This window comes from Pseudomonas sp. TE24901, from assembly GCF_054058375.1.
In genome coordinates, this window is the sequence record NZ_JBSSAF010000005.1 from 235,194 (window position 1) to 247,835 (window position 12,642).

General features: G+C 61.7%; 13 protein-coding genes. 11 read left to right on the forward strand and 2 right to left on the reverse strand.

All coding sequences use genetic code 11. The annotated features are described in order from the left end of the window. The first annotated feature begins 366 nt into the window (after window positions 1-366). Together ACVWVP_RS12195 and ACVWVP_RS12200 are read left to right on the forward strand one after the other, a co-directional pair. Window positions 367-1,170, forward strand: a complete 804-nt coding sequence (locus ACVWVP_RS12195; RefSeq protein WP_178920167.1) for a M949_RS01915 family surface polysaccharide biosynthesis protein — start codon at window positions 367-369, stop codon at window positions 1,168-1,170. A gap of 115 nt (window positions 1,171-1,285) precedes the next feature. Continuing rightward, window positions 1,286-2,200, forward strand: a complete 915-nt coding sequence (locus tag ACVWVP_RS12200) for a site-specific integrase (protein ID WP_176996097.1) — start codon at window positions 1,286-1,288, stop codon at window positions 2,198-2,200. A gap of 6 nt (window positions 2,201-2,206) precedes the next feature. Here the strand turns inward: ACVWVP_RS12200 and ACVWVP_RS12205 are convergent, their stop codons facing one another. Further along, on the reverse strand, window positions 2,207-2,473 hold the full coding sequence (locus tag ACVWVP_RS12205) for a DUF2790 domain-containing protein (RefSeq protein ID WP_178920165.1): 267 nt from the start codon (window positions 2,471-2,473) through the stop codon (window positions 2,207-2,209). Window positions 2,474-2,674: 201 nt separating this feature from the next. On the opposite strand from ACVWVP_RS12205, the gene ACVWVP_RS12210 reads away from it, so the two are divergent. From ACVWVP_RS12210 to ACVWVP_RS12245, 8 genes are all read left to right on the forward strand, one after another. Next, entirely contained in the window at window positions 2,675-3,436 is a 762-nt protein-coding gene (locus tag ACVWVP_RS12210; protein WP_178920164.1) for a GntR family transcriptional regulator, read from the forward strand. Next, window positions 3,433-5,157 carry a fumarate reductase/succinate dehydrogenase flavoprotein subunit gene (locus tag ACVWVP_RS12215; protein ID WP_457406105.1) on the forward strand — a complete coding sequence of 575 codons (1,725 nt, stop codon included), beginning with the start codon at window positions 3,433-3,435 and terminating at the stop codon, window positions 5,155-5,157. The genes ACVWVP_RS12210 and ACVWVP_RS12215 overlap by 4 nt, the downstream gene beginning before the upstream one ends. 51 nt (window positions 5,158-5,208) lie before the next feature. Then, window positions 5,209-5,454 carry a 4Fe-4S dicluster domain-containing protein gene (locus ACVWVP_RS12220; protein ID WP_028616162.1) on the forward strand — a complete coding sequence of 82 codons (246 nt, stop codon included), beginning with the start codon at window positions 5,209-5,211 and terminating at the stop codon, window positions 5,452-5,454. 119 nt (window positions 5,455-5,573) lie between these two features. After that, window positions 5,574-6,980, forward strand: coding sequence for an ABC transporter substrate-binding protein (locus tag ACVWVP_RS12225; RefSeq protein WP_457406107.1), 1,407 nt, complete (start codon window positions 5,574-5,576; stop codon window positions 6,978-6,980). A gap of 13 nt (window positions 6,981-6,993) precedes the next feature. Continuing rightward, entirely contained in the window at window positions 6,994-7,776 is a 783-nt protein-coding gene (locus ACVWVP_RS12230; protein WP_259171393.1) for an ABC transporter permease, read from the forward strand. After that, on the forward strand, window positions 7,776-8,606 hold the full coding sequence (locus tag ACVWVP_RS12235; RefSeq protein ID WP_178920160.1) for an ABC transporter ATP-binding protein: 831 nt from the start codon (window positions 7,776-7,778) through the stop codon (window positions 8,604-8,606). The genes ACVWVP_RS12230 and ACVWVP_RS12235 overlap by 1 nt, the downstream gene beginning before the upstream one ends. Next, complete coding sequence (locus tag ACVWVP_RS12240) at window positions 8,603-9,547, forward strand: HEAT repeat domain-containing protein (protein ID WP_457406110.1); 945 nt, start codon at window positions 8,603-8,605, stop codon at window positions 9,545-9,547. Before ACVWVP_RS12235 ends, ACVWVP_RS12240 begins: the two co-directional genes overlap by 4 nt. After that, complete coding sequence (locus ACVWVP_RS12245; RefSeq protein ID WP_178920158.1) at window positions 9,544-9,828, forward strand: DUF971 domain-containing protein; 285 nt, start codon at window positions 9,544-9,546, stop codon at window positions 9,826-9,828. The genes ACVWVP_RS12240 and ACVWVP_RS12245 overlap by 4 nt, the downstream gene beginning before the upstream one ends. Here ACVWVP_RS12245 and ACVWVP_RS12250 read toward each other — a convergent pair. Continuing rightward, window positions 9,825-10,709, reverse strand: coding sequence for a LysR family transcriptional regulator (locus ACVWVP_RS12250; RefSeq protein WP_256732833.1), 885 nt, complete (start codon window positions 10,707-10,709; stop codon window positions 9,825-9,827). The two genes, ACVWVP_RS12245 and ACVWVP_RS12250, sit on opposite strands and share 4 nt — an antisense overlap. A 721-nt stretch (window positions 10,710-11,430) precedes the next feature. Here ACVWVP_RS12250 and ACVWVP_RS12255 point away from each other — a divergent pair. Beyond that, a complete protein-coding gene (locus ACVWVP_RS12255; protein WP_457406356.1) occupies window positions 11,431-12,639 on the forward strand; it encodes a methyl-accepting chemotaxis protein in 1,209 nt (402 codons plus the stop codon). The last annotated feature ends 3 nt before the right edge of the window (window positions 12,640-12,642 follow it).

A 12,642-nucleotide genomic window follows, 5' to 3' on the forward strand; every position in this document is an offset into this window, starting at 1 on the left:
ATTCGACGTTCCTGAGGACGGGCATTGGTTTCTTCCATGGGCTAGCTGAGTAAAGACGAAAGTTGTGAAAGGTAAAGCGTAATCAACAGGTTAGTCGTAGAACACGCGGCTTGTTCTCAAGTCCTGGGGCAGAGATTAAGCGGAAAAATGTTGAACGAATATGAAAGGCTGATGAAAAACTCGTTTATTTGACAGGTAGACAGCTAGGGTTCAGCTAAGCGACTGACACGCCAACGGATACTGTTTGCGGGCAAAACCCGAGGGTTTTCCCTAGGGCGTCGAGTGCTCGTTGTTTTATTCAACAATCTTCTCTGCATTGGCCTTCAAGTGCCGGTAAAGTAAGCCATCTCTTGCCAGGGTACTCGGATGAATAGCGTGCAGCTTTTGCGCGGCCAGTTGCGGCCGGCGTTGATGGGATTGTTGATGGCCGTGGCCTGTGTCACCACCGTGCGGGCCGATGACGGCGTGGCGCTGACCAGCATCGACCAGGTGCCGGACGGCGTGGAAGTCCGTGGCAAGCAGGTCGCGGCCTACACCTGGGACGACCATCAGGGCAAGAACCTGTTGGTGCTCGCCGAGCAGGTCAGCGAGCGCGACGATGACGGCACTCAATCGGCGTTTGTCTACGCGGCGCAGTACCTGCTGAGTGGCGACCATCCCAAGCGCGTCTGGATGCTCTACGACGACGTGCAACACTGCCAATTCGATGCATCGTTGCGCTTTGACATGGCGGCCACCAAGGTCACCGACCTCTCCGGCGACGGTATCACCCAGGCCACCGTGGGCTATTCACGCACCTGCACCAGTGACGTCAGCCCCAACGAATTCAAGTTGATCATGCACGTGGGCAAGTCCCAGAAGTACCGATTGCGCGGTGTCGACCGCGTGGGCGCCAGCTGGTGGGATGAGGAGGCCGGCGCCCTGCGCGGCATGCCGCTGCCCAAGGATTGCAGCGTGGCGGCGCAACAGGCGCTGGTCAGCCAGTACAAGGAGCAGGGCACCGAATTGCCGCTGCCGGGCTGCTACAGCGAAGAGAAGGATTTCGCCAAGGCGCCGGAGGGTTACCTCACGTTCATGCGCCAGCACTGGTTTGCACTGATGCAGAAACAGGACGCCGACTGGAGCCAGTCCCAGGCCCAGCCGCAGGACCCGACCGACGACGAAGAGTAAGCCGTGATTTTGTGCCAGGGCTGATCGTGGGGTAGACTCGGCCCTCGCCAATTCACTAAATACCTCTATTAAACAAAGGCTTGTTAGAGGTATTTAATCCAAAGGCTGATCTACCTTGACTGAGTCTATCCGCAACCCGCTGACCCTTTACCTCACCCGCCTGGCGCCCTCCAGCCAGTTGACCATGCGCTACGTGCTGCAAGATGCGGCCGACCGCCTGGGCTTTGAAGACATCAACCTCGAAGACATCGACTGGCATTTGCTGCAGCCAGAGCACGTGATTGCCCTGGTGGCCGCGCTGCGCGAGGACGGCTATGCGCCGAACACCTCGTCGCTGTACGTGAACGCGGTGCGCGGCGTGATGAATGAGGCCTGGCGGATGAGCCTGATCAGCCAGGACCATTTGCTGAAAATGCGCTCGGTGAAGGCGGCTCCCGGCACCCGCCTGGGCCAGGGCCGTAACCTGCGCCGTACGCTGATCCGCGAAATGATGGCAGTGTGCGCTGCCGACCCGCGTCCCCAGGGCCTGCGTGATGCTGCGGTGATCGGCATCCTGTATGGCTCGGGCATGCGCAAGTCGGAATCGGTCAACCTGGACCTGGCCCAGGTCAACTTTGACGAACGCAGCCTGCGGGTGACCGGCAAGGGCAACAAGGAATTGATCAAGTATGCGCCGGCCTGGGCCTTTGAAAAGCTGCAAGCGTGGCTGGCATTTCGTCGCGAACAGCTCAAGGAGGGGGAGCAGGACGATGCTTTCCTGTTCAACCGCATTCGCCGGGGCAGCCACATTACCCGCGAGCGCATCACCAAGCATGCGATCTACTACATTGCCCGCCAGCGCGGCGAACAGGTGGGGGTGAAGATCATGCCTCACGATTTCCGCCGTTCCTTCATCACCCGGGTGATCGAAGAACACGACCTGTCGATCGCGCAGAAACTGGCGCATCACACCAACATCCAGACCACCGCCAGCTATGACGTGCGTGAGGACAACGAGCGGCGCCGCGCCGTCGACCGGTTTGACCTGTAGTGCGGATCAACCGTGCTGGCAGGCGTTGCCGACGCGCACGTAGTCCAGCTCATGGCGCACGCCCTGGCTGTCCACGTACACCACGTGGCCCTTGACCGGCCCGCAGGCGGTCGATGCCGCGCTGGTGTTGCGCACGGCCTTGGCGATGTCCAGGTCTTCGGAATAATCGTCGGCCTGGGTGGCCGGCGCGTTGGCCCCGGGGCTGGGCGCATCCTGGGCGGCGGCGACGGTGCTGAACAGGCTCAGCACAGCGGCAATAAGCACATAACGCATGATGACCTCCAGCACCGATCGGTAGCGGTTTGACTGTGGTCGCCATTCTATAAAGCCCGCCTGTGCGCCAGAAGGCATTGCGGCCGATACCGGACATCAGCCAAAACAATAGAAGTTTAAGCTTATGCATAAACGGTATTTCCATGCCGATGCTTAGGCTTCTTAAGATCACGTCATAACTCGTTATGACAAGTGACCTTGATGAACGAATCCGCCGTTGCCTTATCCCCGCTGTCCAGCATTCCCCTGCACGCCCAACTGCGTGATTTGTTGCGCAGCGGCATCCTGGATGGCCAATACGCCCCCAATACGCAGATGCCGTCCGAAGCCGAGTTGGGCGCGCGCTTCAAGGTCAGCCGGATCACCGTGCGCCAAGCCTTGGGCGACCTGCAGAAAGAAGGGCTGATCTTCAAGATTCACGGCAAAGGCACCTTCGTGTCCAAACCCAAGGCCTACCAGAACGTCAGCACCCTGCAAGGCTTGGCCGAATCCATGACCGAACGCGGCTATGAAGTGATCAACCGCTTGCGCAGCTTTCGCTTTGTGCCAGCTGACAAGCAAGTGGCCGAGCGCCTCGGTTTGGAGGAGGGCACCACGGTGGCGCAGATCAAGCGGGTGCGCCTGATCAACCGCGAGCCGGTGTCCCTGGAGATCACCTACCTCAACCAGGCAGTGGGCGAACGCCTGGAAAAAGCCGACCTGGTCACCCGCGACATCTTCCTGATCCTGGAAAACGACTGCGGCCTGCAACTGGGCCATGCCGACGTCGCTATTGATGCAGTCCTGGCCGACAGCGACCTGACCCAGGCGCTGAACGTTGAACCCGGCTCGCCGATCATGCACATCGAGCGCCTGACCCACACCGCCGACGGCCAGCCCGTGGACTTCGAGCACCTGTATTACCGTGGCGATGCGTTCCAGTACCGCCTGCGTATCGACCGCGAGCGAGGAACCCGCCCATGAGCCGCCAGACCCTGGAACTGGAATACGACATCGTGGTGATTGGCGGCGGTACGGCCGGCCCCATGGCCGCAATCAAGGCCAAGGAAGCCAACCGCGACCTGCGTGTGCTGCTGATCGACAAAGCCAACGTCAAGCGCAGCGGCGCGATCAGCATGGGCATGGACGGGCTGAACAACGCGATCATCCCGGGCCATTCGACGCCCGAGCAGTACACCAAGGAAATCACTATCGCCAACGACGGCATCGTCAACCAGGCGGCGGTGTATGCCTACGCCACCCACAGTTTCGAGACCATCGAGCAACTGGACCGCTGGGGTGTGAAGTTCGAGAAGGATGAGACCGGCGACTACGCGGTGAAGAAGGTCCACCACATGGGTGCCTACGTGCTGCCCATGCCCGAAGGCCACGACATCAAGAAAGTCCTGTACCGACAGCTCAAGCGTGCCCGGGTGAACATCACCAACCGTCTGGTGTGCACGCGCCTGCTGATCGACAGCGAAGGCGCGGTGAATGGGGTGATGGGCTTTGACTGCCGCACGGCGGACTTCCAGGTGATCAAGGCCAAGGCGGTGATCCTTTGCTGCGGCGCGGCTGGTCGCCTGGGCCTGCCGTCTTCGGGCTACCTGATGGGCACCTATGAAAACCCCACCAACGCCGGCGACGGCTACGCCATGGCCTACCACGCCGGGGCGGAGCTGGCGAACCTGGAATGTTTCCAGATCAACCCCCTGATCAAGGACTACAACGGCCCGGCGTGCGCCTACGTCACTGGTCCGTTGGGCGGTTACACGGCCAACAACAAAGGTGAACGCTTCATCGAGTGCGACTACTGGAGCGGCCAGATGATGTGGGAGTTCCACCAGGAGCTGGAAAGCGGCAACGGTCCGGTGTTCTTGAAGCTGGACCACTTGGCCGAGGAAACCATCCAGAACATCGAGCAGATCCTGCACAGCAATGAGCGCCCCAGCCGGGGCCAGTTCCACGCCAACCGGGGTACGGATTACCGCAGCGACATGGTGGAAATGCACATCTCCGAGATCGGCTTTTGCAGCGGGCATTCGGCCTCGGGCGTGTGGGTGAATGAACGTGCGGAAACCTCGGTAAAGGGCCTGTATTCGGCGGGCGACATGGCGGCGGTGCCGCACAACTACATGCTCGGTGCCTTTACCTATGGCTGGTTTGCCGGCACCAACGCTGCGCAGTACGTGGCTGAGCGAGAGTTCAGTGCGGTCAGCGCCGAACAGGTCGCCGCCGAACAGGCCCGGGTGTACGCGCCACTGGACCGCGACACCGGGCTGCCACCGGCCCAGGTCGAATACAAGCTGCGTCGCTTCGTGAACGACTACCTGCAACCGCCCAAGGTCACCCGCAAGATGGAGATCGGCCTGCAGCGCTTTGGCGATATCCAGCGCGACCTGGACCAGATGAAGGCCCACAACGCTCACGAACTGATGCGCGCCATGGAAACCAGTGTGATCCGCGACTGCGCCGAAATGGCCGCCCGCGCCTCGCTGTACCGCGCCGAAAGTCGCTGGGGGCTGTACCACCACCGTGTCGATCACCCGCTGCGCAATGACGCCGACTGGTTTTGCCATTGCCACCTGAAAAAGGGTGAAGACGGGCAGATGGTCAGCTTCAAGAAGCCGGTAGAGCCCTACGTAATTCCCCTGGACGCCGATGAACTGCAAGCCTATGACCGCCTGCGTGTCGATGCCGCCTGAGGCAATCCGTAATACCTGCAGAGAGCGCAAAAGCGCCAAGGACACCGTGAAATGGCCTACCAGCCCCAGGAAATATTCTTCCGCTCCAACGCACCGGTGACGATCGACGAAGACAAGTGCATCGCCGAAAAGGGCTGCACGGTGTGCGTCGACGTGTGCCCCATGGACCTGCTGGCAATCAACCCGGCCACGCAGAAGGCCTACATGGCCTTCGACGAGTGCTGGTACTGCATGCCCTGCGAGAAGGATTGCCCCACCGGCGCCGTCAAGGTCGAGATCCCGTACCTGCTGCGCTGAGTGTGTTGATTCAAAGCCATCCGCCTACACCGGACGCCCACGCTGCACCCCCTCGTTTCCCACCGTGCCCGATCACGGCGGAGACGATCCTATAACCATGATTCGAGGGGAAATACCCAATGTTCTTGCGCGCAACCGTTGCCAGCCTGGTGCTGGCCTCCCTGAGCCTGTCCGTGCAGGCCCAGACCATCCGGGTGGCCATCGGCACCCAGGACACCACCATCAATTGCGCCGCTGGCGGCCTGCTGATCCGCGAACTGGGGCTGCTGGACAAATACTTGCCCCACGACGGCCAATACAAGGACGCCACCTACGATATCCAGTGGAAGAACTTCACCAGCGGTGCGCCACTGACCAATGAAATGGTCGCCGGCAAACTCGACTTCGGCGCCATGGCCGACTTCCCCGGGGCGTTCAACGGCGTGGCCTATGAAACAGCGGGCAAGCACAGCCTGTTTATCAGTGTGCTGTCGGGCAATATCAAGGGCAGCGGCAATGGCATCGTGGTGCCGGCAGGGTCTTCGGCCCAGTCCCTGGCAGACCTCAAAGGCAAGACCCTCTCCGTGCCGTTCGCCTCCACGGCCCACGGCATGCTGCTGCGTGCCGTGGCTGCCCAGGGCTGGGACCCGCTCAAGGACGTGAACATCATCGCCCAGGCGCCTGAAGTCGCCGGGTCGGCGTTGCAGGCTGACAAAATCGACGCTCACGCCGACTTTGTGCCGTTCGCCGAGTTGTTCCCCAACCGTGGCTTTGCCCGCAAGATCTACGACGGCTCGCAATCCAACACCCCGACTTTCCACGGTGCCCTGGTGGATGAACGCTATGCGCGCCAGTACCCCGAAGTGGTGGTCGCCTACCTGCGTGCGAGTATCGAGGCCAATCAATTGCTCGCCGCAGAGCCTGAAAAGTACAGCGAACTGATCGAAAAAGTCACCGGCGTGGAGGCCGAGGTCAACTACCTGTTCCACGGGCCGCTGGGTGTGCAGACCCGTGACCTCAGCTGGAAGCCGGAATACCGCCAAGCCGTGGGCACGGCCATTGACACCCTCAAGCTGCTGAAAAAGGCCGACCGTGGCCTGGACCTCAACACCTTCATTGATGACCAGTACATCCGCGCTGCCTTCAAGGCGTCGGGCCTGGATTATCAAGCGCAACTGGCCAACTACGCCCAGGCGCCGCTCAAAGCCAACGACGCGCTCACGGGCAAGCCCATCACCGACTGGTCCCACGTCGCGCAAATCTGGGTCAAGGGCGAGCCCAAGGTGCGCGACTACGCCTCGGCCGAAGCGGCGTTCAGCGCACTGGCCAGCTTGAAAAAAGACGGCAAGGCCGTGCGTGCGGTGTACGCCCAGGCCCAAGACAGTGGCATCAAGCTGCTGGCCAGCCAGGCCTGGTTTGCCAGTGATCGCCAGGGCAAGTTGAGTGCCTTCCTGCTCAAGGGCCAGGCGCAGCAATTCGCCGATGCCCAGGGCGGCCAGGTGTTTGACTTCACTCGCGCCGGCGCCCAAGCCGTGGCCGGTCGCTGACAGGAATATGCCCATGCCAACTGCCGCTTATCGCTGGCTGCCCCGGGCCAGTTCGTTGCTGGTGTGCCTGCTGTTCTGGCAACTCGCCGCCAGCCATCACTGGAACCTGTGGCTGGTGACCTTCGCCAATGTGCCCACGCCTGGCGCCGTGCTGGAGGCGGCGCTGGCCCTGGTGGACTCGGGCAAGCTGGCCCGGCACCTGGGGGCCAGCCTGGGCCGGGTGTTTGAAGGTTACTTGGTGGCGGTGCTGGTGGGCATCGGGTTGGGGATCGCCATCGGCCGCTGGAAGTGGGCCGAAGATGTCTTGCTGCCGCCGCTGGAGGTGATCCGCCCGATTCCTGCGGTGGCGTGGATTCCCCTGGCGATCCTGATGTTCCCGTCGTCGGAATTGTCGATGGTGTTCATCACCTTCACCGGCGCGCTGTTTCCAATCCTGCTCAATACCGTGCATGGCGTCGAAGGGGTGGACCCTCGATTGATCGCCTCGGCACGCAGCCTGGGGGCAGGGCGGGGTGCCATTCTGCGCGAAGTGATCGTGCCGGGCGCTGCGCCGAGCATTATCACTGGCCTTGCCATTGGCATGGGCACGTCGTGGTTCTGCCTGGTGACGGCCGAGATGATCTCGGGGCAGTTCGGTATCGGTTACTACACCTGGGAGTCATACACCTTGCAGAACTATGCCGACATCGTGGTCGGCATGTTGTTGATCGGCGTACTGGGCATGGGCAGCAGTTGGCTGGTCAAGCGCCTGGGCGCGGCATTCACCCCTTGGCATCGCCTGCGAGGTAAAGCCTGATGGAAGGTCGTATAGCAATCAGCGGGTTGTCCATTGTGCTGGGCGAAAAAGCCCAGGCTTTTGAGGCGGTCAAGGCACTTGATTGCAGCATCGAGCCGGGCCAGTTCGTGTGCATCCTGGGCCCGTCGGGCTGCGGCAAGTCCACCTTGCTGGGGGCGCTGGCTGGCCACCTGGTGCCGAGCCAGGGCACTTTGCACATGGACGGGCAGGCGGTGTCCGGGCCGTCCCAGCAGCGTGGCATGGTGTTTCAGCAACACACGCTGTTCCCCTGGCGCAGTGTGCGTGAGAACGTCGCGTTCGGCCTGAAGATGCGCGGCGTCGGCAAGGCCGAGCGGTTGGCGGCGGCGGATGAAATCCTCGCGCTGGTGGGGCTGGAAGGCTTTGCCGAACGCTGGCCGAATCAATTGTCGGGCGGCATGCAGCAACGGGTGGAAATCGCTCGGGTGCTGATCAATCGCCCGCGCCTGTTGCTGATGGACGAACCGTTTGGCGCGCTGGACGCGTTGACACGCATGAAGATGCAGGCGTTGTTGCTGGATATCTGGACGCAGATCCGCACCACCGTGGTGTTTGTCACCCATGACATCGATGAAGCGTTGTTCCTGGCCGACCGCATTCTGGTGATGAGCCCGCGCCCAGGCCGCATTATCGAAGACTTCACCCTGGACTTCCCACGCCCGCGCCACACCGGGCTGATGACCACCCCTGAATTTACCCACCTCAAGCGCCACTGCCTGGAACTGCTGCACCACGAAGATGGACGCCAGTTACCCCGATTGAACCCGCTTGGGTTGCCCATTGATCATTCCATACCGCGATTTGCCATATGACCTATAACCCCGAAATAGAAGCCCTGCGCCCGCGCCTGCAGGCATCGGACGCTGCCATGCGACGCATTGCCCTGATCGACCTGGCCGACCTGGAAGAACCCGACGGCCTGGCATGGCTGGTGGACAGCCTGCGCCAGGACCCCGCCGTGCAAGTGCGCGCCCAAGCCGCCGCCTTGCTGGAAGCCTGGGAAGAGGATGAGGTGGTGCAGGCACTGTGCGAGGCGCTGACCGATGCGGAACCTGCGGTGCGCGAGGCGGCCGCGCAAAGCTTGAGCGTCTTGAAGACGGCCGAGGCAGGCGCGGTGTTGTTGCCCTGGGCCGAGCACGCCGACGTGAGCGTGCGCACCGCCGTCTTTCGTGCCTTGCGCGAGTTGCGCCTGGAGGCTGCTGCGCCTTCGGCGTTGCGGGCGCTGGCGGACGCCGATGCGGGTATCCGCCGCGAAGCCGTGGGTGTGCTCGGTTGGCTCAAACACCTGCCCGCGCTGGAAACGTTGGCCAGATTGGCCAGCAGCGACCCGGACACCGAAGTACGCCGCGCTGCCACCGGTGCCCTCGGCCTGGCCAGCGATGAGCAGGTGTTGCCAGCGTTGTACCGGGCCCTGCTGGACCCAGCGTGGCAAGTGCGTGAAGAGGCGGCGACCACCCTGGGCAAAGTCGGCAGTCACAGCGCCGGCGAAGCACTGGTTGGCGCATTGAGCGATGAATACTGGCAAGTGCGCTTGCGGGCCACCCGCAGCCTGGGGCGGTTACGCTATGCGCCGGCGCTCGACGCACTCGTCCAGGCGTTGGGCCACAGCATCAGCAACCTGCGCAAGGAAGCGGCGTTGTCATTGGGTGAGTTGGGCGATCGCCAGGCGCTGGGTGCCCTGCGGGATGCCGCCGACGACGCCGACCCGGAAGTGCGCAAGGCGGTGCGGATCGCACTGGCGCAACTGCAATGACCACCGCTCCCAGTGGGATTGGCAAGGGCGCGGACGGGCGATTGCGCCTGGAATGGGCCGACGGCACCCAGTGGATCGAGCATGCGCGATTGCGTCGCGAATGCCCGTGCTCACAATGCCGGGCGTTCCGCTTGCGCGGCAGCCAACCCAGGGTGTCGGACGCCGTGCGTGTGCTGCAGATCCACCCACAGGGCTATGGCGTGCAACTGGTGTTCAGCGATGGGCACGAGCGTGGTATCTACCCGTGGGCGTACCTGGCCGGCCTGGGCAGCGACGCCTAGCGCAGCCGGCAGATACCGGCCTTGTCGATCAAGTGGTCGAGCACCGCCAGGGCGGCGATCGACAGGGATTTACGGTTCGGGTACACCGCATAGAACCCCTCGGTGGGCAGGTAGTATTCCGGCAGCACGCGTATCAGGTCCTTTTGATCGAATTGGGTGGTCACGTTGTTCAGCAGGGCAATTCCCAAGCCCTGGTGGGCCGCGTTGATCAGGCCCAGCATCGAGTCCGAAGAAAACCGACCACGAATAGGCACGCTGTGGGTTTCATCGCCACGCATCAGCGTCAGCAGGTTTTCGTGGGTCTTGCCCAGGTACTGCAAATGTTCGTGGCCCATCAAGTCATCCAAGGTGTGCGGCGTGCCCTGTGTGGCCAAGTAGTGCGTGCTGGCATATAAGCCTAAGGTCACGTCGCGCAACTTGTGTATGACATAACTGGTTTTTTTCGGTTTACCCACGCGCAGCAGTAGATCGATACCTTCTTCAGTCAAGTTGGGTTCTATATCCGAGACGATCAGCTCCAGTTCGATCACCGGGTACTTGTCGAGAAAGACTTGCAAGAAGTTAGTGTCGGAGTATTCAAAGAAACTGGTGGACACATGCACCCTAACTTTGCCACGGGGTTCGCCGTCCATGTGTTTGATGGATTCTATCGCGGCATGAAGGGCGTCGATATTAGTGCAACTGTGCTGGTATAACCGCTCGCCGGCTGCGGTGCAGCGCAGGGCGCGGGTAGAGCGGAACAATAGCGGCGTGCCCATCATCTGCTCCAGGCTGGCCAGGCGGCGCCCCAGTGTATTGGCGGGCATGTCCAGTTTTTTACTGGCCAGCGCAAGGCTGCCGCTGCGCACGATTTGAACGAAGATAGCCACATCATCCAGCATAACGACCCTAGGCGCTCAGGTGAGCGAAATACGTAAGACGCCAAGCAGTACGCTATAGCGGAATTAGTTGTAATCAATGAAGTTTCAGGGGTCGCGATAGTACGGTTTGAGCGACTAATAATAAATACCTAAATATGGATTTCACTCCTCCATATTTGGATTTTTCATGTTTCGTTTATTCTTTGTTCAGCCAATGATATTGTGCGATGGCATTTTGACTCATCGCCAAGTAACAGCCTGGTTGTTTATCGAGCAAAGTGCTCCATTAACTTAAATCTGCCCCCAGACGCTATCGCACACCTGCGAGGCGTCGGCGTTTCTGCGCGCCGAGCAAACGGGAGCAACGAGGTTGTTACTTATGTCGCGTGGATTTGCCCTGGAACATCTGACTGTGCGCCGCAAGCTGGGCTTGGGCTTTGGTTTGCTTTTGGCATTTGCGGTGCTGCTGGCACTGACGGGGTTGTACGCCTTGCGCAGCGACGGCCAATCGCTCAAGCGCATCAACCGGCTGGGCAATCTGTTCGACCAGACCGTATTCTCCCGTGACGCCAACTTTGTGTATGCCTTGACCGCAGACGCCACCCAATTGACCCGACACGATGCCAGCCTCGGGCAGATGGAAAAGCTGCTCGCCGGGATCGTCGCCGACGTGCACGCCGGGCAGTGGCCCCAGGAAGACCTGACCAAGATCCGCCGCCTGGATGACAAGCTGCGCGCTTACATGAAAGCCCATGATGCGGTGGAAGTCGGCGTCAATGCAGGCCCCACGGTGCTCAAGTTGAATGCCGATCTAGCTGCCCTGCAAGATGAAATCAATGTGCTCTACGACGTTGAAGCGGTGCGGGCCAAGCGCCGTGTCGAAGCGGTGGTGATCGTGCTCGGCTCGCTGACGTTACTGGCCTTGCTGTTCGGCGGGTTGCTCGCGTGGCGCATTGGCCGGCAGATTGTCGCGCCATTGCAACAGACCCTTGAGGCGGCCGAACGTATCGCCAATGGCGACCTGACCGTGGAACTGCACAGCGAGCGTGCCGACGAACTGGGCCAGTTGCTGCGTTCGATCAACCACATGAGCCACCGCCTGCGCGACGTGATGGCGCTGATCGGCGGCAGTTCCCATCGCCTGGCCGCATCCGCCAGCCAGTTTGCCGCAATCACCGTGCAAACCCGCGCGGGCATCCATAGCCAGAAGACCGAGACTGACCAGGTGGCGACCGCCATGGCCGGGATGACCACCACCGTGCTGGAAGTGGCACGCCATTCCGAACAGGCCGCCCAGGCTGCCAAGGAGGCCGACACCCAGGCCAGCAGCGCCTTGCAGGTGTCACAGCAGGCCGTGGAGCAGATTGAAACCCTGGCGCGGGACGTGGGTATGTCGGCCGAGTCGATGACCCGTCTGTATAAAGAGAGCGAGCGCATTGGCGGCGTGCTGGATGTGATCAAGACGGTGGCCGGGCAAACCAACCTGCTGGCGCTCAACGCGGCCATCGAAGCGGCCAGGGCAGGGGAGGCGGGCCGCGGTTTTGCCGTGGTCGCCGACGAGGTACGCAGCCTGGCCAAACGCACCCAGCAATCCTCCGAAGAAATCGAGAACCTGATTGCCGGGCTGCAACGCATTGCCGAGGAAAGCTCGCGGCGCATGCAGGCCAGCGTGGTGCAGACCCAGTCTACGGTGATCGGCGTGCGCGACACCGGTGAAGCACTGGCGACCATTACCCGCCAAGTGGCGGGTATCCAGCTCATGAGCCTGTTGATCGCCACGGCGGCGGAAGAGCAGGCCAGCGTGGCAGACACCATCCAACGCAGCGTCATGACCGTGCGCGAAGTGGCCGACCAGTCGGCGCAGGCCAGCGCCGAGATGGCCGATTCCAGCGCCGACCTGGCCCAGTTGGGCGGCGAACTGCAGAACCTGGTCAAGCGGTTCAAGGTGTAACCC

What these genes read in the sequence shown, in the direction of transcription:
- ACVWVP_RS12195 (WP_178920167.1), top strand. Translation starts at nt 367, where the DNA reads ATGAATAGCGTGCAGCTTTTGCGCGGCCAGTTGCGGCCGGCGTTGATG.
- ACVWVP_RS12205 (WP_178920165.1), bottom strand. Translation starts at nt 2,473, where the DNA reads ATGCGTTATGTGCTTATTGCCGCTGTGCTGAGCCTGTTCAGCACCGTC.
- ACVWVP_RS12210 (WP_178920164.1), top strand. Translation starts at nt 2,675, where the DNA reads ATGAACGAATCCGCCGTTGCCTTATCCCCGCTGTCCAGCATTCCCCTG.
- ACVWVP_RS12215 (WP_457406105.1), top strand. Translation starts at nt 3,433, where the DNA reads ATGAGCCGCCAGACCCTGGAACTGGAATACGACATCGTGGTGATTGGC.
- ACVWVP_RS12220 (WP_028616162.1), top strand. Translation starts at nt 5,209, where the DNA reads ATGGCCTACCAGCCCCAGGAAATATTCTTCCGCTCCAACGCACCGGTG.
- ACVWVP_RS12225 (WP_457406107.1), top strand. Translation starts at nt 5,574, where the DNA reads ATGTTCTTGCGCGCAACCGTTGCCAGCCTGGTGCTGGCCTCCCTGAGC.
- ACVWVP_RS12230 (WP_259171393.1), top strand. Translation starts at nt 6,994, where the DNA reads ATGCCAACTGCCGCTTATCGCTGGCTGCCCCGGGCCAGTTCGTTGCTG.
- ACVWVP_RS12235 (WP_178920160.1), top strand. Translation starts at nt 7,776, where the DNA reads ATGGAAGGTCGTATAGCAATCAGCGGGTTGTCCATTGTGCTGGGCGAA.
- ACVWVP_RS12240 (WP_457406110.1), top strand. Translation starts at nt 8,603, where the DNA reads ATGACCTATAACCCCGAAATAGAAGCCCTGCGCCCGCGCCTGCAGGCA.
- ACVWVP_RS12245 (WP_178920158.1), top strand. Translation starts at nt 9,544, where the DNA reads ATGACCACCGCTCCCAGTGGGATTGGCAAGGGCGCGGACGGGCGATTG.
- ACVWVP_RS12250 (WP_256732833.1), bottom strand. Translation starts at nt 10,709, where the DNA reads ATGCTGGATGATGTGGCTATCTTCGTTCAAATCGTGCGCAGCGGCAGC.
- ACVWVP_RS12255 (WP_457406356.1), top strand. Translation starts at nt 11,431, where the DNA reads ATGAAAGCCCATGATGCGGTGGAAGTCGGCGTCAATGCAGGCCCCACG.